Origin of the sequence: Arsenicicoccus bolidensis DSM 15745 (assembly GCF_000426385.1) — a bacterium.
GTDB classification, from domain to species: Bacteria; Actinomycetota; Actinomycetes; order Actinomycetales; family Dermatophilaceae; genus Arsenicicoccus; species Arsenicicoccus bolidensis.
This window is the reverse complement of the sequence record NZ_AUFG01000003.1, coordinates 110,320-135,996: the sequence shown is the minus strand read 5'-3', so window position 1 is coordinate 135,996 and position 25,677 is coordinate 110,320. Positions and strand designations below refer to the sequence as shown.

Annotated in this window: 27 protein-coding genes; 9 read left to right on the top strand and 18 right to left on the bottom strand. The window is 71.6% G+C overall.

What is annotated here, in order from left to right; translation table 11 throughout:
* Positions 1–23: 23 nt before the first annotated feature.
* The 3 genes from K313_RS19825 to K313_RS0102965 all read right to left on the bottom strand — a co-directional run bounded on the left by K313_RS19825 (position 24) and on the right by K313_RS0102965 (position 2,444).
* Positions 24–662 (bottom strand): YflT domain-containing protein, encoded by a 639-nt coding sequence (locus tag K313_RS19825; RefSeq protein ID WP_029210370.1) that lies wholly within the window; start codon positions 660–662, stop codon positions 24–26.
* A gap of 110 nt (positions 663–772) precedes the next feature.
* The gene (locus tag K313_RS0102970; RefSeq protein WP_029210369.1) at positions 773–1,969 is read right to left on the bottom strand and encodes an acyl-CoA dehydrogenase family protein; all 1,197 of its coding nucleotides are present in this window, start codon (positions 1,967–1,969) and stop codon (positions 773–775) included.
* Between the two features lie 121 nt (positions 1,970–2,090).
* On the bottom strand, positions 2,091–2,444 hold the full coding sequence (locus K313_RS0102965; RefSeq protein ID WP_019286168.1) for a GntR family transcriptional regulator: 354 nt from the start codon (positions 2,442–2,444) through the stop codon (positions 2,091–2,093).
* Positions 2,445–2,795: 351 nt separating this feature from the next.
* On the opposite strand from K313_RS0102965, the gene K313_RS0102955 reads away from it, so the two are divergent.
* Positions 2,796–3,635: a serine protein kinase RIO gene (locus K313_RS0102955; RefSeq protein ID WP_029210368.1), complete on the top strand. Its 840-nt coding sequence runs from the start codon at positions 2,796–2,798 to the stop codon at positions 3,633–3,635.
* A gap of 251 nt (positions 3,636–3,886) precedes the next feature.
* On the opposite strand, the gene K313_RS0102950 is transcribed toward K313_RS0102955, so the two are convergent.
* On the bottom strand, positions 3,887–4,696 hold the full coding sequence (locus K313_RS0102950) for a L,D-transpeptidase family protein (RefSeq protein WP_029210367.1): 810 nt from the start codon (positions 4,694–4,696) through the stop codon (positions 3,887–3,889).
* 87 nt (positions 4,697–4,783) lie between these two features.
* Between K313_RS0102950 and K313_RS0102945 the strand changes: the two genes are divergently transcribed.
* From K313_RS0102945 to K313_RS0102935, 3 genes are read left to right on the top strand one after another with little or no spacing between them, the layout of a single operon-like run.
* Entirely contained in the window at positions 4,784–6,067 is a 1,284-nt protein-coding gene (locus tag K313_RS0102945) for a magnesium transporter MgtE N-terminal domain-containing protein (RefSeq protein ID WP_029210366.1), read from the top strand.
* Positions 6,060–6,662: a DUF1003 domain-containing protein gene (locus tag K313_RS0102940; RefSeq protein ID WP_029210365.1), complete on the top strand. Its 603-nt coding sequence runs from the start codon at positions 6,060–6,062 to the stop codon at positions 6,660–6,662. Before K313_RS0102945 ends, K313_RS0102940 begins: the two co-directional genes overlap by 8 nt.
* Before the next feature lie 34 nt (positions 6,663–6,696).
* Positions 6,697–7,830, top strand: coding sequence for an Mrp/NBP35 family ATP-binding protein (locus tag K313_RS0102935; protein WP_029210364.1), 1,134 nt, complete (start codon positions 6,697–6,699; stop codon positions 7,828–7,830).
* Between the two features lie 165 nt (positions 7,831–7,995).
* On the opposite strand, the gene K313_RS0102930 is transcribed toward K313_RS0102935, so the two are convergent.
* Positions 7,996–8,406, bottom strand: coding sequence for a twin-arginine translocase TatA/TatE family subunit (locus tag K313_RS0102930; protein WP_029210363.1), 411 nt, complete (start codon positions 8,404–8,406; stop codon positions 7,996–7,998).
* A gap of 102 nt (positions 8,407–8,508) precedes the next feature.
* On the bottom strand, positions 8,509–9,192 hold the full coding sequence (gene sigE, locus K313_RS0102925; protein ID WP_029210362.1) for an RNA polymerase sigma factor SigE: 684 nt from the start codon (positions 9,190–9,192) through the stop codon (positions 8,509–8,511).
* 140 nt (positions 9,193–9,332) lie between these two features.
* On the opposite strand from sigE, the gene K313_RS0102920 reads away from it, so the two are divergent.
* Positions 9,333–9,965 carry an O-methyltransferase gene (locus K313_RS0102920; protein WP_019286177.1) on the top strand — a complete coding sequence of 211 codons (633 nt, stop codon included), beginning with the start codon at positions 9,333–9,335 and terminating at the stop codon, positions 9,963–9,965.
* Between the two features lie 141 nt (positions 9,966–10,106).
* Here K313_RS0102920 and K313_RS22860 read toward each other — a convergent pair whose 3' ends face one another.
* Positions 10,107–10,274, bottom strand: a complete 168-nt coding sequence (locus K313_RS22860) for a DUF3117 domain-containing protein (protein WP_019286178.1) — start codon at positions 10,272–10,274, stop codon at positions 10,107–10,109.
* A 214-nt stretch (positions 10,275–10,488) separates the two neighbouring features.
* Between K313_RS22860 and K313_RS0102910 the strand changes: the two genes are divergently transcribed.
* Positions 10,489–11,328 carry an enoyl-CoA hydratase/isomerase family protein gene (locus K313_RS0102910; protein WP_029210361.1) on the top strand — a complete coding sequence of 280 codons (840 nt, stop codon included), beginning with the start codon at positions 10,489–10,491 and terminating at the stop codon, positions 11,326–11,328.
* Between the two features lie 121 nt (positions 11,329–11,449).
* Here K313_RS0102910 and K313_RS0102905 read toward each other — a convergent pair whose 3' ends face one another.
* From K313_RS0102905 to dapE, 4 genes are all read right to left on the bottom strand, one after another.
* On the bottom strand, positions 11,450–12,682 hold the full coding sequence (locus tag K313_RS0102905) for a hypothetical protein (protein WP_029210360.1): 1,233 nt from the start codon (positions 12,680–12,682) through the stop codon (positions 11,450–11,452).
* Entirely contained in the window at positions 12,679–13,161 is a 483-nt protein-coding gene (locus tag K313_RS21995; RefSeq protein ID WP_029210359.1) for a DivIVA domain-containing protein, read from the bottom strand. Before K313_RS21995 ends, K313_RS0102905 begins: the two co-directional genes overlap by 4 nt.
* 70 nt (positions 13,162–13,231) lie before the next feature.
* Positions 13,232–13,987, bottom strand: coding sequence for an LOG family protein (locus K313_RS0102895; RefSeq protein ID WP_029210358.1), 756 nt, complete (start codon positions 13,985–13,987; stop codon positions 13,232–13,234).
* A 21-nt stretch (positions 13,988–14,008) separates the two neighbouring features.
* Complete coding sequence (dapE, locus tag K313_RS0102890; protein ID WP_029210357.1) at positions 14,009–15,091, bottom strand: succinyl-diaminopimelate desuccinylase; 1,083 nt, start codon at positions 15,089–15,091, stop codon at positions 14,009–14,011.
* A 104-nt stretch (positions 15,092–15,195) separates the two neighbouring features.
* On the opposite strand from dapE, the gene dapD reads away from it, so the two are divergent.
* Positions 15,196–16,122: a 2,3,4,5-tetrahydropyridine-2,6-dicarboxylate N-succinyltransferase gene (gene dapD, locus K313_RS0102885; RefSeq protein WP_029210356.1), complete on the top strand. Its 927-nt coding sequence runs from the start codon at positions 15,196–15,198 to the stop codon at positions 16,120–16,122.
* Positions 16,109–16,972 (top strand): hypothetical protein, encoded by an 864-nt coding sequence (locus K313_RS0102880; protein WP_051273976.1) that lies wholly within the window; start codon positions 16,109–16,111, stop codon positions 16,970–16,972. The genes dapD and K313_RS0102880 overlap by 14 nt, the downstream gene beginning before the upstream one ends.
* Positions 16,973–17,295: 323 nt before the next feature.
* On the opposite strand, the gene K313_RS0102875 is transcribed toward K313_RS0102880, so the two are convergent.
* From K313_RS0102875 to K313_RS0102850, 6 genes are all read right to left on the bottom strand, one after another.
* A complete protein-coding gene (locus tag K313_RS0102875; protein WP_029210354.1) occupies positions 17,296–18,600 on the bottom strand; it encodes a citrate synthase in 1,305 nt (434 codons plus the stop codon).
* A gap of 118 nt (positions 18,601–18,718) precedes the next feature.
* The gene (gene dapC, locus K313_RS0102870; RefSeq protein WP_029210353.1) at positions 18,719–19,855 is read right to left on the bottom strand and encodes a succinyldiaminopimelate transaminase; all 1,137 of its coding nucleotides are present in this window, start codon (positions 19,853–19,855) and stop codon (positions 18,719–18,721) included.
* Between the two features lie 3 nt (positions 19,856–19,858).
* Positions 19,859–20,185 (bottom strand): ferredoxin, encoded by a 327-nt coding sequence (gene fdxA / locus K313_RS0102865; protein ID WP_019286190.1) that lies wholly within the window; start codon positions 20,183–20,185, stop codon positions 19,859–19,861.
* A gap of 137 nt (positions 20,186–20,322) precedes the next feature.
* Positions 20,323–22,035 carry a VanW family protein gene (locus K313_RS0102860; protein ID WP_084412401.1) on the bottom strand — a complete coding sequence of 571 codons (1,713 nt, stop codon included), beginning with the start codon at positions 22,033–22,035 and terminating at the stop codon, positions 20,323–20,325.
* Between the two features lie 47 nt (positions 22,036–22,082).
* Positions 22,083–22,607, bottom strand: a complete 525-nt coding sequence (locus K313_RS0102855) for a flavin reductase family protein (RefSeq protein ID WP_029210351.1) — start codon at positions 22,605–22,607, stop codon at positions 22,083–22,085.
* Positions 22,600–23,472: a PIG-L family deacetylase gene (locus tag K313_RS0102850; protein ID WP_034251328.1), complete on the bottom strand. Its 873-nt coding sequence runs from the start codon at positions 23,470–23,472 to the stop codon at positions 22,600–22,602. Before K313_RS0102850 ends, K313_RS0102855 begins: the two co-directional genes overlap by 8 nt.
* 163 nt (positions 23,473–23,635) lie before the next feature.
* On the opposite strand from K313_RS0102850, the gene ppk2 reads away from it, so the two are divergent.
* Complete coding sequence (gene ppk2 / locus K313_RS0102845) at positions 23,636–24,526, top strand: polyphosphate kinase 2 (RefSeq protein WP_029210349.1); 891 nt, start codon at positions 23,636–23,638, stop codon at positions 24,524–24,526.
* Positions 24,527–24,627: 101 nt separating this feature from the next.
* Here ppk2 and K313_RS0102840 read toward each other — a convergent pair whose 3' ends face one another.
* A complete protein-coding gene (locus tag K313_RS0102840) occupies positions 24,628–25,665 on the bottom strand; it encodes an ABC transporter ATP-binding protein (RefSeq protein WP_029210348.1) in 1,038 nt (345 codons plus the stop codon).
* Between the last annotated feature and the right edge of the window lie 12 nt (positions 25,666–25,677).

The window sequence follows — 25,677 nt, the reverse complement described above, 5'->3', positions numbered from 1 at the left end:
TCTGACAGGTCAGGCCACCAGGGTCAGCGGCGCGGGTCGTCCTCGCCGGCGCGCGTCGCGCCGCTGCCCGTGCTGTCGCTGCCGGTCGGCGGGGCCAGGTCGTACGGCTGCTGTCCGGTCGGCGGCGCCGGCGGCGCGTCCTGGCGGGGCACGGGGCCCTGTGCCCCGAGCAGGCCTGCGCCGCGGAGCATCTCGCGGGCCTGGGCCTGGACCTGGTGCTCCACGAGCACCTCGTACTTGGTGGCCACGACCTGCGAGACCGAGGTGAAGTCCCGCTTGCCGCGGGTGAAGGCGTAGCCGAGCAGCGCCCACACGAGTCCGAACAGCGCACCGAACAGGACCGTCGTGATGATCGTCCGCATCCCCTGGCCGTCGAAGATCGAGAAGATCAGACCCACGAACAGACCCATCCACATGCCCGACGCGAGGCCGCCGAGGGCGACCTTCTGCTGGGTGAGCCGGCCGGTCACGCGCTCGACCTGACGCAGGTCGGTGCCGACGATCATGACGTTCTGGACCGGGAAGGCGTTGTCGGCCAGGTGGTCGACGGCCTTCTGCGCCTGGGTGTACTGGTCGAAGACCGCGACGGACGACGGCCACTCGAGCGTGAGCCGCTCGGCCATGGTCGCTGCGCTGGGGTTGTTGATGGGGCTCGGGGACATGGGCTCCATTATGCCGTTCGCGCCCGGACCCACCCTGGATGTCCGCCGCACGATCGCCGAACGCAGCCAGCCAGGGATGCAGGGACGCAGGGACGAGCTCGCCTGCTCGATCAGCGTCGCGCGTAGTCCTTGACCAGCCGCCGGCCGATGATCATCTTCTGGATCTCGGCCGTGCCCTCACCGATCAGCAGCATGGGCGCCTCGCGGTAGAGCCGCTCGATCTCGTACTCCTTGGAGTAGCCGTAGCCGCCGTGGATGCGGAAGGACTGCTCGACCACGTCGGCGCAGTACTCGGCGGCCAGGTACTTCGCCATACCGGCCTCGAGGTCGTTGCGCTGGCCCTTGTCCTTGAGGCGGGCCGCCTTGACCATCATCTGGTGGGCGGCCTCGCACTTGGTGGCCATGTCGGCGAGGCGGAAGAGGATGGCCTGGTGGTCGACGATCTTCTTGCCGAAGGTCTCGCGCTGCTGGGCGTAGTCGATGCCGAGCTCGAAGGCCCGCTGGGCCACCCCGCACGCCCGGGCGGCGACGTTGACGCGCCCGACCTCGACGCCGTCCATCATCTGGTAGAAGCCCTGCCCGGGCTCGCCGCCGAGGATCTGCGCGGTCGTGGTCTGGTAGCCGTCGAGGACGAGCTCGGTGGTGTCGACCCCCTTGTAGCCCATCTTGTCGATCTTGCCGGGGACGGTGACGCCGGGCGCGACCTCGCCGAAGCCGGGCTCCTTCTCGACCAGGAAGGTCGTCATGTTCTTGTAGACCGACTCGGCGCCGGTGTCGGTCTTGACCAGGACCGCGACGAGGGTCGAGGAGCCGCCGTTGGTCAGCCACATCTTCTGCGCGTTGATCGTCCACGCGTCACCCTCGCCGGGGACGGCCTTGCTCTTGATCGCGGAGACGTCGGAGCCGCAGCCGGGCTCGCTCATCGAGAAGGCGCCGCGGACCTCGCCGGTCGCCATGCGGGGCAGGTAGCGCTCCTTCTGCTCCTCGGTGCCGTGCTGCAGGAGCATGTAGGCCACGATGAAGTGGGTGTTGATGATGCCGCTGACGCTCATCCAGCCGCGGGCGATCTCCTCGACGCACAGGGCGTAGGTCAGCAGCGACTCCCCCAGACCGCCGTACTCCTCGGGGATCATCAGCCCGAAGATCCCCATCTCCTTCATGCCCTCGACGATGTCCGTCGGGTACTCGTCCTTGTGCTCCAGGTCGGTCGCGACGGGGATGATCTGCTCGTCGACGAACTGGCGCACGAGCTTGAGCAGCTCGCCCTGCTCCTCGGTCAGTCCGTCGGTCGTCTGGATGCGTCCCATGGGGATCTCCCGGCTTCGGTGGTGGGTGGCCTCGGTCTACCAGGGAGTATGACGAAAGGCCGTGGTCGCCGACAGGCGCACGGGCCGTGAGCCTCACCACGCCTACCTCAGGTAGATCCGCTCACCAGGCGCGGCGCAGCACCCCGATGGCCTCGGCGAGGTCCAGGCCGTGCCGCTGGGCGGTGCGGGCGAGGAGCGTGGCGGCGGCCTGGGTCTCGTCGGCGGTGCCGTCGCGCACGTGCTCGAGCACGACCGTGCCGTTGCGGCCGCGCGTGGCCACGTGCCCCTCGGCCTCGAGCTGCTTGTAGGCCTTGGCGACGGTGTTGACCGCGAGGCCGAGGTCCCCGGCCAGCTGCCGGACGGTCGGCAGCCGGGCGCCGGTCGGAAGGGTGCCGTCGGCGACGGCGCCGGTCACCTGCGTGACGATCTGCTCGTATGCCGGAGCCGGGCTGCTCTCGTCGATGGTGAGGATCACGCGAGCACGTCCTTGCCTCGATCCGCCGTGGACCGGATGGCGAGGCACATCCCCCCGGTCCAGCACGTCCAGATCGCGAGCCACACCATGGCCTCTCCCATCACGACGTTCCCCTCATTTTGTAGCATGACGTTATGCGACACATCTAAGACGCTCCCGGTGGCGGGCGCAACCCCACCCCCTGGCCGGTCGGAGGGAGGAAAAGGGGTTGCAGGCGGGGTGCGGCGGCCGCGACAGTGGGTGGGCCTGCCGCCATACGGCCCGGGCCCCGACGATCTCCAGGAGGTGGCGACATGACGGTCCTCGTGCGCCTGCACCGCCCAGACCCCACCTCCCACCTGGAGATCTCTCATGAACTTCCCTGCGCAGCAGGATCTTTCGTTCGACTCATCGCCTGACGGCCCGCCCGAGGGCGAGCGCTGGTCCACCTGGGACGTCGCGCAGCACGGGCCGAAGCCCCGCCCCGACTGGGTGGTGACCGCCCTCGGCGCCGTCGACCAGGACCTCGGCGTCCTCAAGACCGGCAAGGAGGCCGACGTCCACCTCGTGCGTCGGTGGGTCCCCGGCGACGACGGCTCCGAGGTCGTCCTCGCGGCCAAGCGGTACCGCTCCAACCAGCACCGCCTGTTCCACCGCGACAGCGGCTACCTCGAGGGCCGCCGGGTCCGCAAGAGCCGCGAGATGCGCGCCATGGCGCACCGCACGACCTTCGGCAAGGAGGTCATCTCAGGCCTGTGGGCCGCGGCCGAGTTCGACGCCCTCGGCCGGCTCTGGGAGCTCGGCCTGCCGGTCCCCTATCCCGTCCAGATCACCGGGGACGAGATGCTCATGGAGTTCATCGGTATGACGGAGGGGCCGACGCCGGTGGCCGCGCCCCGACTGGCCCAGACCCGGCCGGACCCGGCGCTCCTCGACGAGCTGTGGCACCAGCTGCGGCGCACCCTGCTCGTCCTCGCGCGGGAGGGGTGGACGCACGGCGACCTGTCGCCCTACAACGTCCTGCTCCACGAGGACCGGCTCGTGCTGATCGACTGGCCCCAGATCGTGGACGTCATCGGCAACCCGCACGGCTTCGAGATCCTCGAGCGGGACGCGACCAACATGTGCGACTGGTTCGTGCGACGCGGGCTCGAGGTCGACGCCGGTGAGCTGGTGGGCGAGCTCGTCGCCGAGGCGACCGCGCGCTACTGACGCCGGCTGCACTCCTGACCCGGCTGACCCAGCTGACCCCTGCTACCCGCAGACAGGTGAGGAGGCCGCCGGCACCCCCATGCCGACGGCCTCCTCGGACCGGTCCGAAGGGTGTTGGATCGACCGGTCGTGCGTGCCGGTTCGAGCCCCCGCAAGACCCGGCACATCTCGTACGACGCCGCACCCCGCCATCAGGTTGGGGCCACCCTCGCGACGTCTGCGCGGTGAGTGTCTCCGCGGGGTCTCCGCGGTCAGTAGACGACCACCGTCCCCCGCAGCCCGATCAGCCGCTGACCGCGCAGCTCGTCCATGTTGGCGTTGTGGATGCGGACGCACCCGTGGCTGCTCGGGTAGGCCCCGATGTCGAAACGGCTGCCGTGCACCGCGATGCCGCCGTTGAAGTACATCGGGCGGTACATGCTGCCGAGCCGGCCGTGCTGCCAGCCGGACCCGTCGCCGTACTGCGTCCAGAACCGGAAGCTGCCCGACGGCGTGACGGCGCGCACCCACCGGCCGCGGTCGCGGTAGCGCTTGTTGTTGCCGGTGCTGACGTTGTAGATCCGCGAGACCCGGCCGCCGTCCACGACGTACAACGTCTGGCGGGCCTTGTCGATCTCGATCACGTGACCCTTGCGGCTGCGGGCGGCGGGGCGGACCCCCTTGCTCGCAGCGGCCTGGGTGCGGGCGTCGGCCACGCCGGTCCGCGGCAGACCGGCGACCTTCTGCAGCGCCATGACGGCCTGGCGGGTGCGGGCGGCATACACGCCGTCGACCCGGCCGAGGCTGTAGCCGAGAGCGTTGAGCCTGCTCTGCAGGACCGTGACGGCCGGACCGCGCGAACCGACGCGCAGGGTGCGCGCGGCGGCCCGGGGAGCCAGGGCGGCCTGCGCCGCGCTGACAGGTGCCGAGCTGACGAGCGTCGAGCTGACGGGTGACGCGCTGATGCGTGCCGGTGCGACGGGCGCGGACTGGGCCGTGGTCCCCCCGACCACGGCCCCGCCCGTGAGCATCGCTGACGCGGCGAGGAGCGTGACACCGCGACGGATGGTGGAGCTGCTCATGATGGTCCCCCCTCTGGGACGTGCTTCCTTGACACCCTCAGGACGTCGTGGCGGGGCACAAGGTTGCACGCCGATAAGGTGACCCCCGTGAGCTCTCTGCGTCGCGTCTTCGTGGCCCGCCTCGCCGGCATCGCGGTGTTCGACCCGCTCGGCGACCAGGTGGGGCGCGTCCGCGACGTCGTCGTCAGCTTCAGCGCGACCCGGCGCAAGCCACGCGTGCTGGGCCTCGTCGTCGAGGTGCCCGGCCGTCGCCGCGTCTTCGTGCCGATCACGCGCGTCACCAGCATCGACGCGGGCCAGGTCATCACCACGGGCCTGGTCAACATGCGCCGCTTCGAGCAGCGCCCGACCGAGTCGCTCGTGCTCGCCGAGCTGCTGGACCGCGCGGTGACGGTGAGCCAGCCCGCCGAGGAACCGTTCGAGGCGACCGTCGAGGACCTGGCGATCGAGCAGGACCGGCCGCGCGAGTGGTCCGTGACCAAGGTCTTCGTCCGTCGCGGCCACGTCAGCGGCAGCCTGTCGCTGCGTCGCCTGACGGGCCGTCGCGGCGAGACGCTGATCGTCGACGTGCTCGACACGACGGGCCTCGCGACCCGCCACCAGGGCCAGAGCGCCGCGCGCCTCCTGGAGGCCTACGACGACCTTAAGGCCGCCGACCTCGCCGAGGTCATCCACGAGCTGGCGCCCGGCCGACGCGTGGAGGTGGCCAGCGCCCTCGACGACGAGAAGCTCGCCGACGTCATCGAGGAGCTCCCGGCGGACGACCAGATCGAGATCCTCACCCACCTCGAGACCGAGCGCGCCGCCGACGTCCTGGAGTTCATGCAGCCCGACGACGCTGCCGACCTGCTGTCCGAGCTGCCGGAGGCCACCCAGGAGCACTACCTGCAGCACATGGAGCCCGACGAGGCCGCCCCGCTGCGCCGCCTGATGGCCTACGACGACAACACCGCCGGTGGTCTGATGACCCCGGAGGCGATCATCCTCGGCCCGGACGCCACCATCGCCGAGGCGCTGGCCTGGGCCCGCCGCGAGGAGCTCTCCCCCGCGCTCGCGTCCCTCGTCTGCGTCTGCCGCCCACCGCTCGAGACCCCCACGGGGCGCTACCTCGGGACCGTGCACATCCAGCGGCTCCTGCGCGAGCCCCCGCACAGCCCGCTGGGAGCGATCCTGGACAAGGAGCTGGAGCCGCTGCAGCCGACGGACAGCCTGGGCACCGTCACGCGGATGCTCGCCAACTACAACCTCACCGGGGCCCCCGTGGTCGACGAGGACGGTCACCTCCTCGGGGTCGTGACCGTCGACGACGTGCTCGACCACATCCTCCCCGAGGACTGGCGCGAGGAGAGGCACGAGGTGACCCATGACTGAGCGCACCCGCACCCAGGACCGCAACCGGCTGGACCAGCCGCAGGAGGCACGGGTCCGGTTCCGGCGACCCGCGATCTTCGCCGAGGGCGCCTTCGGCTCGGCCAGCGAGGGCTTCGCCCGCTTCATGGGGACGCCGACCTTCCTGATCTGGATGACGATCTTCGTGGTCGTCTGGCTCGGGTGGAACACCTTCATGCCCGAGGCCGCGCAGTTCGACCCGCGGTCGCTCAACTACACGCTCCTCACCCTGATCCTGTCGCTCCAGGCGTCGTATGCCGCTCCCCTGCTCCTCCTCGCCCAGAACCGCCAGGACGACCGGGACCGCGTCGCCCTCGAGCAGGACCGCGCCCGCGACGAGCGCAACCTGGCCGACACCGAGTTCCTGACCCGCGAGGTGGCCGCCCTGCGGATCGCGTTGCGGGACATGGCGACCCGCGACTACCTGCGCTCCGAGCTGCGAGACCTGCTGGAGGTGCTGGAGGAGCGCGGGATGGTCCCGGAGGCCGCCGACGACAGCGACCCGGAGGCACCCCGCGCCAAGAAGGCCAAGAAGAAGAAGGCCGCGCCCGCGCCCCCCGCCGATCCCGGCGCGTAAGGAGAGGCCGGGCGGGCGGCATACGATGGGGGGCATGTCTGCCCCGTCCCTGGACCTGATCCACGCCGCCCTGGCCACGGTCGACGACCCCGAGATCCGCAAGCCCATCACCGAGCTGGGGATGGTCGAGTCGGTCGACGTCGACGACGCCGGACGGGTCGCCGTCCGGGTGCTGCTGACGGTCGCGGGCTGTCCCATGAAGGACCCGATCCGCAAGGGCGTCACCGAGGCCGTCGCGCGCGTCGAGGGGGTCAACGGGGTCTCCGTCGACCTCGGCGTGATGAGCGACGAGCAGCGCGGCTCCCTGCGCGACCAGCTGCGCGGCGGCCAGGCCGAGCGCGAGATCCCGTTCGCCAAGCCGGGATCCACGACCCGGGTGTATGCCGTCGCCTCCGGCAAGGGTGGTGTCGGCAAGAGCTCGGTCACCGTCAACCTCGCCGCCGCCCTGGCCCGTCAGGGGCTCAAGGTCGGCGTGGTGGACGCCGACATCTACGGCTTCTCGGTGCCGCGCATGATGGGCGTCGAGCAGCAGCCGACCCAGGTCGACGACATGATCCTGCCGCCGGTCGCGCACGACGTGAAGGTCATCTCCGTCGGCATGTTCGTCGCCGGCAACCAGCCCGTCGTCTGGCGCGGACCGATGCTGCACCGCGCGCTGCAGCAGTTCCTCGCCGACGTGTTCTGGGGCGACCTGGACGTCCTCCTGCTCGACCTGCCGCCCGGCACCGGCGACATCGCCATCTCCGTCGCGCAGCTCATCCCCGGCGCCGAGATCCTCGTGGTCACCACCCCGCAGCAGGCGGCGGCCGAGGTCGCCGAGCGCGCCGGGTCCATCGCCGTGCAGACGCACCAGCGCATCGTCGGCGTCGTCGAGAACATGTCCTGGCTGGAGCAGCCCGACGGCTCCCGGCTCGAGCTGTTCGGCTCCGGCGGCGGTCAGGCCGTGGCGGACTCGCTGTCCCGCATCGTCGGGGCCCCGGTGCCGCTGCTCGGCCAGATCCCGCTCGACACCCGGCTGCGCGAGGGCGGCGACGAGGGCACCCCGGTCGTCCTGTCCTCCCCCGAGAGCGCGGCGGGCACGGCCCTCAACGGCATCGCCCGTGGGCTGGGCACGCGGTCGCGCGGCCTGGCCGGCCGCAAGCTGGGCCTCACCCCCACCAGCCGCTGACGCCGGCGGGTCCACGGCGCGGCTGAGCGCTGACCGAGCCGCGTCTCGCGCTGGCGCACCTGTCTCACCCTGGCGCATCCGTCTCACCCTGCAGCACGAGACACGCTCGCCAGGGTGAGCCACCGCCAGCGCTGCCCGGCCGCGGCGGCGCACAGCGCGCTGCGGTCAGGTGGCCTCGGCGTCGAAGGGTGTGTAGGTCTGGTCGTAGCGCTGCCCGGGACGGTTCGGCTCCGGCTCCGTCTGCACACTCGCCATGGTCGCGTCACCAGCCGCACCTGCCCCCGCACCTGCTCCCGCTGTCGCGGCCGTCGAGCCCGAGGGGCCGTCGTCCAGCAGGGCCTCGCGCACGATCCGGCGCGGGTCGTACTGCCGTGGGTCGTACTGACGCCAGTCGATGTCGTCGAACTCCGGCCCCATCTGGTCGCGCAGGGAGGTCTTGGCGCCCTCGGCGTAGGCCTTGGCCTGGCGGACGAGCTGACCGAGCTTGGCGGCATACTCCGGCAGCCGCTCCGGGCCCAGCACGACGACGGCGATCACGATCAGGAGCAAGAACTCGGTGCCGTTGACGTCCCACATGAGGGCGAGACTACTGGGTCGGCCTGCACGACCGGGCCGGCCGGAGCAGACGGTCCACCCCTCGGGGGTGAACTCCAGGCGTCCGGGCGGTGAGCACGACGGTCAGGCGCCGACGATGCCGAGCCGGCGCGGCCGCAGGGCAGCCGGGCGGGACACCGGGGCGGCCGGCTGCGGGCGCAGCGCGGGGTCGCGGTGGGCCAGGGCGCTGCGCAGCTGGGCGCGGCCTCGGTGGATGCGGGACCGCACGGTGCCGAGCTTGATGCCCAGCGCGTCGGCGATCTCGTCATAGGTCAGGCCCTCGATGTCGCACAGCACGACCGCGGCGCGGAACTCCGGCTTGAGCGCGTCCAGGGCGCGCTGCACGTCGTCGTCGAAGGTGCCGTCGGCGTACGCCTGCTCCGGCCCGATCTCCCGGCTCGGCAGGCGCGCGGCACCCTCGTCGGACAGGGCGTCGAAGCGGATGCGCTGCTTGCGGCGCATCCGGTCGAGGAAGACGTTGGTGGTGATGCGGTGCAGCCAGCCCTCGAAGGTGCCCGGCTGGTAGCGGTCCAGCGAGCGGAAGACGCGCACGAACACGTCGTGCGTGAGGTCCTCGGCGTCGTGCTGGTTGCCGGTGAGGCGGTAGGCCAGGCGGTAGACCCGGGCGGAGTGCTCGCGCACGACCTCGTCCCACGACGGGGGCACCCAGGCCTCCGCGGTGGCGACGGCACCCTCGGGGAGGGTGGTCGAGCCGACCGGGGCGCTGGGAGCGACGCGGGACGGTTCGTGGGCGACGGGGATGGTCATCTGCTGCCTCTCGGGAGGAGCGTCGGCGTTCGGTGGCACAAGATCTGCCCCTCCATGGTCGACCACGGTGCTGGGCGGTGTCTGGGAGATTGCTTGGAGCCCCGTGAGCACGGCCGCAGCCCCTCGGTAGACTTCTCGGCATGAGCACACAGAAGCCCGCCAGCTGGGCCTACGCCGAGGAGTTCGTCACGGAGGACCCGGTGGCGGAGCGGGCCCGCGAGCGCGGTCAGCAGCTCGGCTGCACCCCCGTGCTGCCCGGCGCGGCGGCTGCCCTGCGCCTCCTCGCCGCCAGCGTGCGGGCGCGCGCGGTCGTCGAGATCGGGACGGGTGCCGGCGTGTCCGGCCTGTGGCTCCTGCAGGGTATGGCGCCCGACGGCATCCTCACGACCATCGACGTCGAGCCCGCCAACCAGCGCGTGGCGCGCGAGGCCTTCGCCGAGGCCCGCATCCCGCACCAACGCACGCGGATCATCGCCGGGCGGGCGCTGGACGTGCTCCCCCGCCTCGCGGACGGCGCCTACGACATGGTCGTGGTGGACGGCGACAAGAGCGAGTACCCCGCCTACGTCGACCAGGCGATGCGGCTGCTGCGCAGCGGAGGGGTGCTGGCGATGGACAACATGCTGTGGCACGACCGGGTCGCCGACCCGGCGTCGCGCGACGAGCGAACCGCGCTGCTGCGCGACCTCGGCAAGGAGCTGCGCGAGCGGGACGACCTGGTGCCGGCGATGCTGGCGGCCGGCGACGGCCTCTTCGCAGCCGTCAAGCGCTGACGAGCTGACGAGCTGACGAGCACCGTCCAGCCCGCGCCAGCCCTCAGCAACGCTGACGTCGGACAGCCGGAAGGCGCCCACCCCGAGTAGGGGTTGGGCGCCTTCCGTCATACGAGCAGTGCTCGTCGGTCTCTCAGCCGGTCAGCCAGTCACCGTCTTGATGGCCTCGCCGAGTGCTGCGATCTCGTCGGGAGTCATCTCCACCACGAGGCGTCCGCCACCCTCCAAGGGCATGCGCAGGACGATACCGCGCCCCTCCTTGGTCACCTCGAGGGGACCGTCTCCGGTCCTGGGCTTCATCGCCGCCATGCGCTTCCTCTTCCCTTATCAGTGCGACCCCACCCCACGGACGAGGCACCGGGGTCACAGACCTGGATCCATTATCGCAAGTCTTGGCCCGTGGTTCCTAATCACCTCCACAGGTGCCGGACGTCACTTCTTGTCGCTCTGGCGCCTGGACGGCCGGTCGCTAGATTGGGCCGCAGCCCTGCACCGCCGCAGACCCACCTCCCGAGGAGAGCTCGTGACCGACACGACCGCGCCCCAGCCCGCCCAGCCCGCACGGACACCCCACACGTCCGAGGCTCCCGTGCTCGTGACCGTCGAGGATGGCGTGGGCGTGGTGACCTTCAACCGCCCCGACGCGATGAACTCCCTCGACATCCCCACCAAGGAGGCCTTCCTCGCGGCTCTGCGGCAGGTCGCCGACGACCCCGAGGTGCGCTGCCTCGTGCTCACGGGGTCCGGCCGCGCCTTCTGCGTCGGCCAGGACCTCAAGTCGCACGTCGAGCTGCTCCAGCGCCAGGACCCGTCGCTGTGGGACACCGTCGAGCAGCACTACAACCCGGCGGTGACGCTGATCGCCACCATGCCCAAGCCGGTGATCGCCGCGGTCAACGGCGTCGCCGCGGGGGCGGGCGCCTCGTTCACCTTCGCCGCGGACTACCGCTTCCTCGCGGAGGGTGGCGGCTACAACTTCGCGTTCACCGGTATCGCGCTCTCCTGCGACACCGGGGCGTCCTGGACCCTGCCGCGCCTGGTCGGGACGGCGCGGGCCAAGGAGCTCCTGATGTTTCCCCGGACCATCAAGGCGGCCGAGGCCAAGGAGCTGGGCCTGGTCAACGAGGTGGTCGAGGGCGACGTGATGGTCCCCGCGATGGACCTGGCCCGTCGTATGGCGAAGGGCCCGACCCTGGCGTACGCCGCCGTCAGGGAGGCCGTGCACCACTCGGCCCAGCACTCCTTCGCCGAGTCGCTCGCTCACGAGGGGGAGCTGATGAACCGCACCGGTGGCAGCGCCGACCACGCCGCGGCGGTCGACGCCTTCCTGGCCAAGCAGAAGCCGATCTTCGAGGGCCGCTGACCCCCGGCTGGCGCCATTGGTCACCAATGACGTCTGAGAGCACGTTTTGAACGTTCAAGAACGCCAGTGGTGACCAGTGGCGGGGCGAGGAAGGGCGTCCAGAGCGCGGGGAGGGGGCGGGTCACGGGGGCCAGGAGGCTGGCAGGTGGAGCACCAGGACCTCCTGGGTCCACCACACCTGCAGCGCAACGCCCAGGCCGACGAGGGCGGCTGCCCGCACCACGGTGCCCGCCGTCACCCGGCACGTGGCCCCCACCCCGATGAGGGCAGCGGGGAACAGCAGCAGCAGGTAGCGGTAGAGGCTCGTCCCCGGGTCCTGCACGGCGAAGAGGTAGAGCGGGTAGGCCAGCATCCAGCTGCGCATCACCCAGCCGAGCGGCCGGGCCCACGGACCCAACGCCAGCAGCAGCAGGACCACGGTGTAGGCCACGAGGACGACGAGGGCCTTGTCCTCGAAGAAGTATTCGGCGTTGGTCCACCACGGCACGAACGGCGTGATCTCGTGCCCGGCGCGCCAGGAGGCCATGGTGTCGGTGTAGCCGTCCGGCTGCCCGGTGGCCCACCACACGATCGCGGGCCAGACGAAGCCCGCCACCCCGCACCCGGCCAGGGTCGCGAGCATCCCGGCCCACTCCCCCCGCCCGATCGGGCGCTCCGCGCGGCGCCGCCACCGCAGGACCACGGCGACCAGCGCGACCAGGCCGAGGGGGACGGCGATGGGGCGCGACAGGCCGATGAGCAGGGCCACGGCGACCGCGCCCCACCAGCGTTGCTGCTCCAGCAGCAGGAGGAAGGCCACGAGCAGCAGCATCGCGAGGGACTCGGTGTAGGCGATCTGCAGCACCGGGGTCGCGAGATAGGTGGCCCACACCGCCATCGCGAGGACGGCCACGCCGTCGGACACGTGCCGCCGCAGCAGCACCACCAGCAGCACCGCGGCTGCGGCGCCGAGGACGGTGGCGACGATCGCTCCGGCATACCGGAACTCGAGGCCGGTGACGGCCATGAGGCCCCGGGCCAGGCCGGGGAAGAGGGGGTAGAACGCCCACTCGTTCTGCTGCGTGACCCCAGCGGCGTCGACGGGGATCGGCACGGGATAGCCGGTCTCCGCGATCCGGCGGTACCACGTGCCGTCCCACATGAGGGTCATGCCCCAGTAGTCGACGGGATCGCCGGTCCAGCCGATCGGCACCTGGTGGCGGGCGGCCCGGGCGATGAGGAGGCCGGACACGAGGCGCGTCGCGGCATAGGTCAGCAACGTCACCAGCAGCAGCCGGGGCGTCCGCCATCGCCCGACCCCGCCCAGGGGCCCGGCGACGTGGGTCCGGGTGCCGACCGTGGCGCCCGCCGTCACGACGACCGGTCGGGCTCGCGGGCAGGACGGGTGGCGTCGGGATCACGCCGGGTCCACAGGCTCGCCCCGGCGGGGGCGCGCACGATCTCGGACACGTCGAGCGGCCCGGTCGTCACGTCGGGATGGGTCGCGGGGTCCAGGCCCCTCGGCCCGACGGATCCGCTGCGGACGCCGTCGCCACCCTCACCCCGCAGCCGCTCGATCTCGTGGTCGCGATGGCGCAGCTCGTCGACGAGCCGGTCCAGCACCTCGTCGACCTGGTCCATGCGATAGCCGCGCAGCACCTGGTCGAAGCGCAGGTCCCGCACCGTGTCGGTGACCACGGGCCCGTCGGGCAGGCCGGCATACGGCGAGCTCGACGTCGGGTCGGCGAGCGCCTGGTCGGACAGCGACCCCGGGCGCGCCCCGACGGCCCACACGAGGGCCGCGGTCAGCAGGCCCACCACGAGCACGGTCAGGACGATCATCAGCAACGGCACGCCCCCGATCGTGCCACGGGCACCGGGGGGAAGCCATCCCCGCGCCCGGGGCAGCGCGGCCGCGAAGAGGTCACTCGGGGCGGCGGGCCGCCTGGTCCTCCCCCGCGCCGCGGACGATCCGGACGGCCTCCTCGACGGTGTCCACCACGTGCAGGAGCTCGAGGTCGGAGGCGCTCACGGTGCCCGCCGGGAGCATCGAGCCGCGGACCCAGTCGAGCAGCCCCGCCCAGTAGTCGCAGCCGAGCAGCACGATCGGGAAGGACGTCACCTTGCGCGTCTGGACGAGGGTCACCGCCTCGAACAGCTCGTCCAGCGTGCCGAACCCGCCGGGGAGGACGACGAAGCCCTGGGCGTACTTGACGAACATGGTCTTGCGGGCGAAGAAGTAGCGGAAGTTGACGCCGAGGTCGACGTACTCGTTGAGGCCCTGCTCGAACGGCAGCTCGATGCCCAGCCCGACCGACGCGCCGCCGGCCTCGAGCGCCCCGCGGTTGGCCGCCTCCATCAGCCCGGGGCCGCCGCCGGTGATGACGGCGAAGCCCGCCTGCACCAGCGACTGCCCGAGCTGCACGCCGAGCTCGTAGGTCGGGTGCTCGCGCGGCACCCGCGCCGACCCGAACACGCTGACGGCGTCACCCAGCTCGGCCAGCGCGCCGAAACCCTCGACGAACTCCGCCTGGATCCGCATGACCCGCCACGGGTCCGAGTGCACCCACTCGGCGTCGCCGCTGTTGTCGAGCAGCCGCTGGTCGGTCGTGGAGCCTGGGACGCGCTTGCCGCGCAGCGTCACCGGGCCCTTGTGGTAGTCCCCTCGAGCGTCCTTCATGCGGCCAACCTACCTGCGCGATCAGGTCAGCCAGGCGAGCAGCCGGTCGTAGGCCTGCTCGATCTGGGCGATCGCGCAGCGCTCCTCGTCCTGGTGCGCGACGAGCGGGTCGCCGGGTCCGAAGTTGACGGCGGGCACGCCCACGGCGCTGAACCGGGCCACGTCGGTCCAGCCCTGCTTGCCCTGCACCGGCAGCCCCAGCGCGGCCACGAAGGCCTGAGCCGCCGCCCGGTCCAGCCCCGGGCGCGCCCCGTCGGCGGCGTCCGTCACCACGACGTCGTAGTCCGCGAAGAGCTCGCGCAGGCGCCGCTCGGCCTCGACCGCGTCGATGTGCGGCGCGAAGCGGTAGTTGATCGTGACGACGCACTCGTCCGGCACGACGTTGCCGGCGCGCCCACCCCGGATGCCGACCGCCGACAGGCCCTCGCGGAACTCCAGCCCGTCCACGACCACGGTCTGCGCGTCGAACTCCCGCAGCCGGTCGATGATCGTGCCCGCCTCGTGGATCGCGTTGTGCCCCATCCACGGTCGTCCGCTGTGGGCGGCCTTGCCCCGGGCCGTCACCTCGATCCGGATGGTGCCCTTGCAGCCACCCTCGACCGTGCCGTCGGTCGGCTCCAGCAGCACCGCGAAGTCCGCCTCGAGGACGCTGGGGTCGTTGTGGACCAGGCGCGCGAGGCCGTTGTGCTCCGCCTCGACCTCCTCGCAGTCGTAGAACACGTAGGTGATGTCGCGGCTGGGTTCCACGGCGGCCGCCGCGAGCGCCAGCATGACGGCGACCCCGCCCTTCATGTCGGTGGTGCCGCGCCCGACCAGCTCGGTGGCGGTGCGGGTGATGGGCAGCGAGGCCGCCGGGCCCTGACCCGCGAACGGGACGGTGTCGAGGTGCCCCGCCAGGACCACCCGCTCGGGGCGGCCGAGGTCGGTGCGGGCGACGATCGTGTGCCCGTCGCGGCGCACGCTCAGGTGGGCGAGCGGCCGCAGCGCCGCCTCGACGGCGTCCGCCAGCACCTCCTCCTCGTGGCTCACCGAGGCGATGTTGCAGACGGCCTCGGTGAGGTCCACCGCCGATGCCGACAGGTCGAGGTGCGCTGGGGTCGTCATACGGACAATGTATGCCGAGCGCCGTGCCCAGATCCCGCGCTCTCACAGGCGCTCCCGAGCGTCGCTCCACCGCGCGCCCAGCACCGACCGATAGCCTGGAAGGCATGACTTCTCGCACGGCCTGGGGCCACGGACTCGCGACCATCACGACCTCCGGGACGGTGCTCGACACGTGGTACCCCTCCCCCGTGCTCGGGGACCATGACGGCTCCGACCTGCCCGCGGCGCTCGTGGACCTCGCGGGCGAGGACGAGGCGCGGGGCGTCACCCTCGAGGCCGTCCTGACCGAGATCGACCTGGACGCGCCACCCGCCGACGCGCGCGACGCCTACCTGCGCCTGCACCTGCTCTCGCACCGGCTCGTCCGCCCCAACTCGATCAACCTGGACGGCCTGTTCGGCGCGCTCGCCAACGTCGTGTGGACCAACCACGGCCCGTGCTCGCCCGAGGGCTTCGAGAACGTCCGGCTCGCGCTGCGCGCTCGCGGTCCGGTGCAGGTGCACGGCGTGGACAAGTTCCCCCGTATGACGGACTACGTCCTGCCCACCGGCGTGCGCGTCGCCGATGCGGACCGGGTGCGGCTCGGCGCCCACCTCGCGTCCGGGACCACCGTGATGCACGAGGGCTTCGTCAACTTCAACGCCGGCACGCTCGGCTCCTCCATGGTCGAGGGCCGGATCTCGCAGGGCGTCGTCGTGGGCGACGGCTCCGACATCGGCGGCGGCGGCTCAACGATGGGCACCCTGTCCGGGGGCGGCACCGAGCGCGTCGCCATCGGCGAGCGCTGCCTGCTCGGCGCGGAGTCCGGCATCGGCATCGCCCTCGGCGACGACTGCGTCGTCGAGGCGGGGCTCTACGTCACCGCCGGCACCAAGGTCACGCTCGCCGACGGCCGGGTCGTCAAGGCGGCCGAGCTGTCCGGCCAGTCCAACCTGCTGTTCATCCGGGACTCGGTGACGGGGACGGTCCTCGCCAAGGCTCGCGACGGCCACGGCATCGCCCTCAACTCCGAGCTGCATGCCAACGACTAGGGCCGAGCGGCGCCGCACCCACCGGCTCGTCGTCGTCGCGGTGGTCGTGGCGCTGGTGCTCGCCGGTCTCGGCTACGTCTGGCACACCGTGCGTGACTTCAACGAGGGCTTCGGCTCGTCCACGTGCCGGGCGGTCGCCTCGACCTACACCGCGACCTTCAACCCGGACCAGACGGCCAACGCCGCCACCATCACCGGGATCGGCGCGCGGCGTGGGCTGCCCGCCCGCGCCGCCACGATCGCGCTGGCCACCGCCATCCAGGAGTCCAAGCTCGAGAACATCGACTACGGCGACCGCGACTCGGTCGGCCTGTTCCAGCAGCGACCCTCGCAGGGCTGGGGCACCGTGGAGCAGATCATGGACCCCGTCTACGCCACCAATCAGTTCTACGACGCGTTGGTCAAGGTCGACGGCTGGCAGACGATGGAGATCACCAAGATCGCCCAGCGCGTGCAGCGGTCGGGCTATCCCGAGGCCTATGCCGACCACGAGGGCGAGGGGCGTGCGCTGGCCTCGACGCTGGCCGGGCACACGCCGGGCGGACTCGGCTGCCGGCTCGAGCCGCTGGTATCCGGCGACCGACGGGCCGGCCCGGTCGTCGTCGCCCGGGACCTCGAGAAGCAGCTCGCCGTGCGAGGCGTCGTCAGCGGCGACCACGTCGAGGTGCGGGGCTCGACGGCGGAGCAGGCGTGGATGGTCGGGCACTGGGCCGTGGCGCACGCGCAGCGGCACGGGCTGTCGTCCGTCACGGTGGGCGACCGGGAGTGGACGCGGGCGCGTGGCGAGGAGGGCTGGTCCTGGCGGGCCGCCCGCTCGCCCGTCGCCGCCACGGCCGTCACGATCCGCTGACCCAGAGCCCGTCTGCCTGCCCGTCTGCTCTGCCCCCGGCGCGACCTCCGCACCGGCGCCATTGGTCACCAGTGATGGCCTGGATCGTTCAAACACGCCCCGAATCGCCCATTGGTGACCAATGGCGTGAGGCCGGATCGTCCATTGGTGACCAATGGCGTGAGGCCGAATCGTCCATTGGTGACCATTGGCGGGCAGGCGGGGTGGCGAGGGGCGGGGACGGCCGAGGGGCCGCTCACCCGTGCGGATGAGCGGCCCCTTGGCGTGCTTGGTGCTTGGTGCTTGGTGCTTCGCGCTTGGTGGTGCTTCGTGCTTCGTGCGGCTCAGGCCTCCGGAGCCACGTAGCCCGGGTAGGTGCGCTCGGTCTCGCCGACGTAGACCTGGCGCGGGCGGCCGATCTTGGTGGCGGGGTCGGTGATCATCTCGCGCCACTGGGCGATCCAGCCGGGGAGCCGGCCGAGCGCGAAGAGCACCGTGAAGTAGTTGACCGGGAAGCCCATGGCCTCGTAGATCAGGCCGGTGTAGAAGTCGACGTTCGGGTAGAGCTTGCGCTCCTTGAAGTAGTCGTCCGTGAGGGCGACCTCCTCCAGGGCGAGCGCGATGTCGAGCAGCTCGTTCTGGCGGCCGGACGACTTGAGGATCTCGTCGGCATGCTTCTTGATGATGGCGGCGCGCGGGTCGTAGTTCTTGTAGACGCGGTGGCCGAAGCCCATCAGCTTGACGCCGGACTTCTTCTCCTTGACGTCCTTGACGAAGCGGTTGACGTCGCCGCCGTCCTCGTCGCGGATCTTGCCGAGCATCTCGAGGACGGCCTGGTTGGCGCCACCGTGCAGCGGGCCCGCCAGGGCGTTGATGCCGGCCGAGATGGAGCCGTAGATGTTGGTCTGCGCCGAGCCGACGAGGCGGACCGTCGAGGTGGAGCAGTTCTGCTCGTGGTCGGCGTGCAGGATCAGCAGGACGTCGAGGGCCTTGGCGACGGCCGGGTCGATGTCGTAGTCCTCGGTCGGGTAGCCGAACGACAGGCGCAGGAAGTTCTCGACGTAGCCGAGGGAGTTCTGCGGGTAGAGGAAGGGCTGACCCACGGAGTTCTTGTAAGCGTAGGCCGCCAGCGTCGGCAGCTTGGCCAGCAGCCGGACGGTCGCGCCCTCGACCTGCTCGGGGTCCAGCGGGTCGGTCGTGTCGACGGCGAAGGTCGACAGCGCCATGACACCGGCCGACAGCACCGGCATGGGGTGCGAGCGACGGGGGAAGCAGCGGAACAGGTCGCGCATGCGCTCGTCGAGCAGCGAGTGGCGGGTGATGCCACGCTCGAAGCTCTCGAGCTGCTCACCCGTGGGCAGCTCGCCGTAGATCACGAGGTAGGCGACCTCGAGGAAGCTGGACTTCTCGGCCAGCTGCTCGATCGGGTAGCCGCGGTAGCGCAGGATGCCGGCGTCGCCGTCGATGTAGGTGATCGCCGAGGTGCAGCTGGCGGTGTTGGTGAAGCCGGGGTCGAGCGTCGTGTTGCCGGTCGCGGACAGCAGCTTGCTGACGCCATACCCGCTGTTGCCCTCGGTGGCCTGCGTGATGGGCAGGTCGATGCTCTTGCCGCCGTCGGTCAGGACGGCCTTGCCGGCATCACTGGTCATGGGTTTCCTCCTTGGGGGGCCGTGGACACCACGGTCCTTCGGTGCTTGGACGCTACCGCAGGTGGGGCGGACGCCCCGAATCAGGATCGACCCGATCCGGCGGTAGGTGAGGCGAGGCTCAGCGGCTGAGACGTCGGACGGCGGCCTGGATGCGCTCGTCGGAGGCGGTGAGGGCGACGCGGACGTGCCGCTCTCCGGCGGCGCCGTAGAACGCGCCAGGTGCGACGAGGATCCCGTGCTGCGCGAGCGCGTCGACGGTGGTCCAGCAGTCCTCGTCCCGGGTGGACCAGAGGTAGAGCCCGGCCTCGGAGTGGTCGACCCGCAGCCCGGCGCCCTGCAGGGCCGGCAGCAGGGCGGCGCGCCGCTCGGCATACCGGGCACGCTGCTCGGCCACGTGGGCGTCGTCGCCGAGGGCGACGCGCATCGCCTCCTGGACCGGCCAGGGGACGATCATCCCGGCGTGCTTGCGAATCTCCAGCAGCTGCTTGACGATCCGCGGGTCACCGGCGACGAGGGCGGCGCGGTAGCCCGCGAGGTTGGACTGCTTGGACAGCGAGTAGCACGCCAGCAAGCCCTCGGTCGAGCCCTCGTTGACCCGGGGGTCGAGGATGCTGGGCACGTGGCCTGGCCGCGGAAGGCCGTCGACGAGCGCGCCGTCGTCCCAGACGAGCTCGGCGTAGCACTCGTCGCTCGCGACGACCACGCCGTTGTCCCGCGCCCACCGGACGACCCTCGCGAGCGTGTCGACGTCGCGGACGGCGCCGGTCGGGTTGCTGGGCGAGTTGACCCACAACAGCCGTATGGCGCCTGCCTGCGGCAGGTCGCCCGCCAGGTCGACGACCACCGGCTCGGCGCGGGCGATCCGCGTGCCGACGTCGTAGGTCGGGTAGGCCACGGCGGGGATGCCGACCTGGTCGCCGGGCCCGAGGCCGAGCAGCAGGGGCAGCCACGCCACGAGCTCCTTGGAGCCGACCGTCGGCAGCACGCCGGCGGGGTCGAGGCCGGGGACACCACGACGCCGCTCGAACCAGCCGGCCACCGCCTCGCGCAGCGCAGGCGTGCCGTATGTCTGCGGGTAGCCGTGTGCGTCCGACGCGTCGGCCAGGGCACGACGCACCACCTCGGGGGTGGGGTCGACCGGGGTGCCGACGGACAGGTCGACGATGCCGTCAGGGTGCGCCCGCGCGACCGCCTTGGCGGGCTCGAGGGAGTCCCAGGGGAAGTCCGGAAGCGCGACGCGGCTGGGCGGCGCCACGCGTCAGGCGTCCTGGGCCTGCGGGGGCAGGGCGGCGATGATCGGGTGGTCCTTCTTGATCATGCCCATCTTGGCGGCGCCGCCGGGGCTGCCCAGGTCGTCGAAGAACTCGACGTTGGCCTTGTAGTAGTCGGTCCACTGCTCGGGGACGTCGTCCTCGTAGTAGATGGCCTCGACGGGGCAGACGGGCTCGCAGGCACCGCAGTCCACGCACTCGTCCGGGTGGATGTAGAGCGAGCGCTCACCCTCGTAGATGCAGTCGACAGGGCACTCCTCGATGCAGGCCTTGTCCTTGAGGTCGACGCACGGCTGGGCGATCACGTAGGTCATTGCTCAGTACCTTCCGGGGGGCGGGGTGTATCAGGACAACACTATGCCGTCGCAGGCGGTGCACCGGCACGGTGTCTGGCGGCTGGACGGACCGACGGGCCGATCCGAGCAGGTGGTGGCGGTCGGCCCGACCGGCGTCAGGTGCGCTTGGGCTGCCCCTTGACGGGTCCGGTGCACCGGACCTTGTCCTGCGGGGCGTAGCTGGTGACGAAGCCGTCGGTCTTGACGACCTGGCCGCCCTTGATCATCTGGCGGGTGATCGTGACCTCGAAGCCCGGCACGGGGACCTGCGACTGGCAGGTCGGGCTGGCGTCCTCGATCGTGCGGGGCGGGACGATCTTGCGTCGGGGGCTCTTGAGGGACTTGACCTCGTCGTAGCGCTTGGTGCTCCACAGCTCGAACTTGAGCACGCCGTCCTCGACCCAGGAGTGCACCAGCACGGCGTGCTGGCTGTCGTTGCGCCACTTGTTGTCCAGCGTCGGCCAGCTGACCGTCGCCTCGCGCCCCTCGGGGTAGTGCGTGATGTAGAAGCTGTGGGCGCGGTGCTCGACCAGCTCCATCCCCGCGAAGAACGCGGAGTTGAGGACCGACGTGGACACCTGGGAGACGCCACCGCCCGTGTCCCGCACGTAGCGCGAGCCCTGGATGATGAGGGCGTCGCGGTAGCCCTTGGCCGGGGTGCGCTCGCCGACGATGCCGTTGAGGCTGAACGTCTCCCCCGGCTTGATGATCGTGCCGTCGATGGCGCCGGCCGCGAGCCGGATGTTGGCGGTGCGGTTGGGGTTGTAGGGCAGGTCCGCGTCGTAGCGCGAGACGACCTCCTTGATCCCCCATGCCGCCACCTCCTGGGCGCCGATCCCGGGCTCCACCTGCTGGGCCTTGACGGTCGCGGTGCGCGCGGGCGACGAGACGGCGCCGAGCACGGCCGCGGACAGCTGGTCGGCGGGCACCTCGGTGCCGTTGCGCCCGGGGACGGTCTGGGGCCGGCCGTCGACGAGCCGCACCGTGGCGTTGACGGGCGGCGTCTCGATGCCCGGGGCGACTGCCGCGAGCAGCCGGCCCAGCTTGTCCTGGTCGACCTGCGGGGCGAGCGCCCCGTCCCTGGGCGCGAACGCGATGACCGACGCCAGCTGCGCGGGGGCCAGCACGCCCTTGCGGGTGCCGTCCGTGACGGTGACGGGACCGGCGAGGACCGGCCGGGCGACGGTGGAGACGGCCTGGTCGACGGCCTTCTGGGGTATGGCGGGCTGCTGCTCCTGCATCACGGCGTCCGTCGTGGTGGTGCGGGGCCACTGCTCGAGCAACCGGTCGCGGGTGCGGTCCACGTCGAGGCGGCGACCGACGACGGCGTCCTTGGCCTCGACGGCGCCCTTGGCGATGGACAGCGCGCCGTCCGTGGCGGACACGTCGAGGGTGGTGCGGGCCTTGCCGAGGGCCGCGTCCAGGGTCTCCTCGTCGACGTCGACCTCCACGTCCCGGTCGCCACCACCGGTCAGGTGCGCGGCGACGTCCCGCGGGTCGAGCGAGAAGCGGGTGAGCCCGGTCAGGCTGCCCGGCACGTCGACGGACAGGCCCGCAGCGCGTGGGTCGAGGGTGGCTGTCCGATCCCCGGAGCGCAGGGTGACCGGCTTGGTGGCCAGCGGCGCCAGGCGGTCGGTCAGGGTGCGCTCGGCCGCGGCCTGGTCCATCCCGCCGATCGACACCCCACCCACGCGGGTCCCGGCCGGAGCCTGGCGGGTGAGGATCGCCGCGAGGCCGGCATACAGCCCCAGGAGCACGGCGAGCGAGACGAGCAGACGCACGAGCACAGCGGTGCCCGAACGGCTCGTCCCGGAGGGGGAAGCAGCCATCACAACTCCTGGATCAGACGGTCAGGGACACGTTACGTGGTCCACCGTCACGAAAGGTGACCAAACGCGCCACGGTAGTAGGTCAGGGCCTCGCCGGCGTGCGCCGGCACCTCGAGACCGACCACGGCCCCGATGATGATCGAGTGGTCGCCCGCCTCCACCACCTGGGTGGTCCGGCACTCCACGGCCGTGAGCACGTCGTCGAACATCGCGACCCCCGTCTCGGCCCCGCGATGGTGCGCCACGCGGTCGAGCTGGCCGTGCACGGGTCGCCCCCTCGTCGCGAACCAGGCCGCGTGCGAGCGGGACTCGGCGGGCAGGACGTTGACGCCCCAGACGCCCGTCTCGAGCACCACGTCGTGGAAGCGCGCCTCCTGCTCGACGCAGCACAGCAGGAGCAGCGGGTCGAGGGAGACCGACGTGATCGCGTTGGCCGTCATCGCGTGGTCGACGCCGTCCAGGCAGGTCGTCAACACCGAGACCCCGGTCGCGAACCGCCCCATCGCCCGTCGGAACACGTCCCGGTCCGGCGGCTGGGTCTGCACCTGCGCGTGCGGCGCGCTCTCACTCATCGGATCCTCCCGTCGGGGCGCCGGTCCGCGGGTCGACGAGCACGAAGGCCTCGCGTCCCGCCAGCCGGGCGGCGATGTCGTTGGACAGGGCGTAGTAGCCGTCGTGCACCGTGACCTGCGTGGGATGCTCCCGCAGCGCGGAGGCCTGGACGCGGGCAGCCGCGGCGTCGACCACGACGTGGGTGACCAGCTCGTCCGCCACCACCGACGGCGGATAGGCGTCGTCGCGCCCGGGCACCACGACGTCCGTGCGGTGGACGTGCTCGGTCAGCCAGGCCCGGTCCTCCATCGCCCACGACCGCGGCACCACCACCAGCAGCACATGGGGCGACTCCTCGAGGGACGCCACCGCCGCCAGGGTCGCGCGGTGGGCCGCGACGTGGTCGGGGTGCTCGTACCCGCCGTGCGGGTCGTAGGTGATGACGGCGTCGGGACGCAGCTCGCGCAGCACGGCGGCCAGGGCGTCGACGGCGGCCCCTCCTGCGGTGGCGAACGCGTCGGGGTGATCGGCGGCCGGGGTTCCCGCCATACCGGAGTCGCGCCAGCGTGGGGCAGGGTCGGCCGATCCCCGGGAGCCGTCCGCCCCGAGCAGGTGCGAGGTGGCGCCCAGCACGCGGGTGGCGCCGGCCAGCTCGCCGCGTCGGTGGGCCGCGAGCGCCGGACCGTCGCCCTCGAGGTGGCGCAGGCCGGGCGGGATCACCTCGCCCTCCTCGCCGAGGGTGCACGTGACGACGTGGACGTCGGCCCCCTGACCCGCCAGGTGAGCCGTGGTCACCCCGGTCCACAACGTCTCGTCGTCGGGATGGGCATGCACGAGAACGACCCGCCGCAGGGCCAGGTCGTCGAGGGAGCGCGTCAGGGTCATCCCGCAGAACGTTACTCGTCCCCACGGATCGGTGCCGCGACGACCGCTCCGCGGGGACTCGCTCCGGGCGAGAGGGGTTCCGGGGCGGGGACGACGCAGTTCACACCTCGTTCACGACCTCGGCCTATGCTCCCCGCAGACCCCCCACCCGGCTGGAGATCCCATGCAGCAGAACTTCCGTGAGTACCTCGCCACCCTGCACGACCAGGGGTACACCGTGCGTGACGACCAGGGCTCGGACCCCGACCTCATCGACCCCCTGGGCAACCCCGTCGAGACCTGGCGCGAGGACTACCCCTACGACGAGCGCCTCGACCGCGAGCAGTACGACATCGAGAAGTACCTCCTGCAGGTCGAGCTGCTGAAGTTCCAGAAGTGGACGCGACAGACCGACAGCAAGCACCTCCTCGTCTTCGAGGGGCGGGACGCTGCGGGCAAGGGCGGCACGATCAAGCGGTTCACCGAGCACCTCAACCCTCGGTATGCCCGCGTCGTCGCCCTGGTGAAGCCCACCGAGACCGAGCTCGGGCAGTGGTACTTCCAGCGCTACGTCCAGCACTTCCCCACGTCCGGGGAGATGGTCATGTTCGACCGCTCCTGGTACAACCGGGCCGGGGTCGAGCGGGTCATGGGCTTCTCCACGGACGAGCAGTACACCCAGTTCATGCAGCAGGCGCCGGTGTTCGAGAAGATGCTGGTCGACTCCGGGATCTCGCTCACCAAGCTGTGGTTCTCGGTGTCGCGCAGCGAGCAGCGCACCCGCTTCGCCATCCGCCAGATCGACCCCGTGCGGCAGTGGAAGCTCTCGCCGATGGACCTCGAGTCGCTCGACAAGTGGGACCGCTACGGCGAGGCCAAGGAGGCGATGTTCACCGCCACCGACACGGACTACGCGCCCTGGATCACGATCAAGTCCAACGACAAGAAGCGCGGCCGCATCAACGCGATGCGCTACTTCCTCAACAAGTTCGACTACGACGGCAAGGACCCGGACGTGGTGTTCGAGCCGGACCCGCTGATCGTGCGCCGCGGCATTGCGACCGTGGACGACTGAGCCCAGACCGAGGATGCCGAGGATGCCGAGGACACGTCTCGGGCTGCAGCGCTCGTCTCGCCCTGCAGCCTGAGACGCGCGCGGCAGGGCGGGACGGGGCGTCAGACGACGGTGCGCAGCTCCGGGAAGTGGCAGGCCACGCGGTGGCCGGGCTCGACCTCGACGGGCAGGGGCACCTCGGCGGCGCAGCGCTCCTCGGCCTTGGGGCACCGGGTGCGGAACACGCAGCCCGAGGGTGGGTTCTGCGGCGAGGGCAGGTCGCCCTTGAGCAGGATCCGCTCGCGGCGCTCCTGGTGGCGGGGGTCGGGCACGGGGACGGCCGACAGCAGCGCGTGCGTGTAGGGGTGCAGCGGCCGTTCGTAGAGCTCGTCGCGGTCGGCCTCCTCCATGACCTTGCCGAGGTACATCACGATGACCCGGTCGGAGATGTGGCGGACCACGGACAGGTCGTGCGCGATGAAGACGTAGGCCATCCCCTGCTCGTCCTGGATCTCCTCGAGCAGGTTGACGACCTGGGCCTGGATCGACACGTCGAGGGCGGACACCGGCTCGTCACAGACGACGAGGCGTGGGCGCAGCGCCACCGCGCGGGCGACGCCGATGCGTTGACGCTGCCCGCCGGAGAACTCGTGCGGGTAGCGGTTGTAGTGCTCGGGGTTGAGGCCGACGCGCTCCATCAGGCCCTGGACGGTGCGCTTGACGCCGCCCTCGGGCTTGATCCCCTGGATCTCGAAGGGCGCCGCGATGATCGAGCCGATCGTGTGGCGGGGGTTGAGGGAGCCGTAGGGGTCCTGGAAGACCATCTGCATCTCACGGCGCAGACGCCGCAGGTGCGTGCCCTTGGCGCGGGTGATGTCCTCGCCGTCGAACTCGATGCGGCCGCCGGTGGGCTCGAGGAGCTTGAGCATCGTGCGGCCGGCGGTGGACTTGCCGCAGCCGGACTCCCCCACCAGGCCGAGGGTCTCGCCCTGGCGCAGCTCGAGGGTGATGCCGTCGACGGCCTTGACGGGGGCGTCGGCCCGCTTGACCAGGGTCTGACGGAACTGCGGGAAGTGCTTCTGCAGGTCGGTGACCCGCAGCAGGGGCTCGTCGCCGGCGCGGGGTGCCGGCTTGGCGGACGGGATGACGGCGGTGCTCATGCTGGTGTGGTC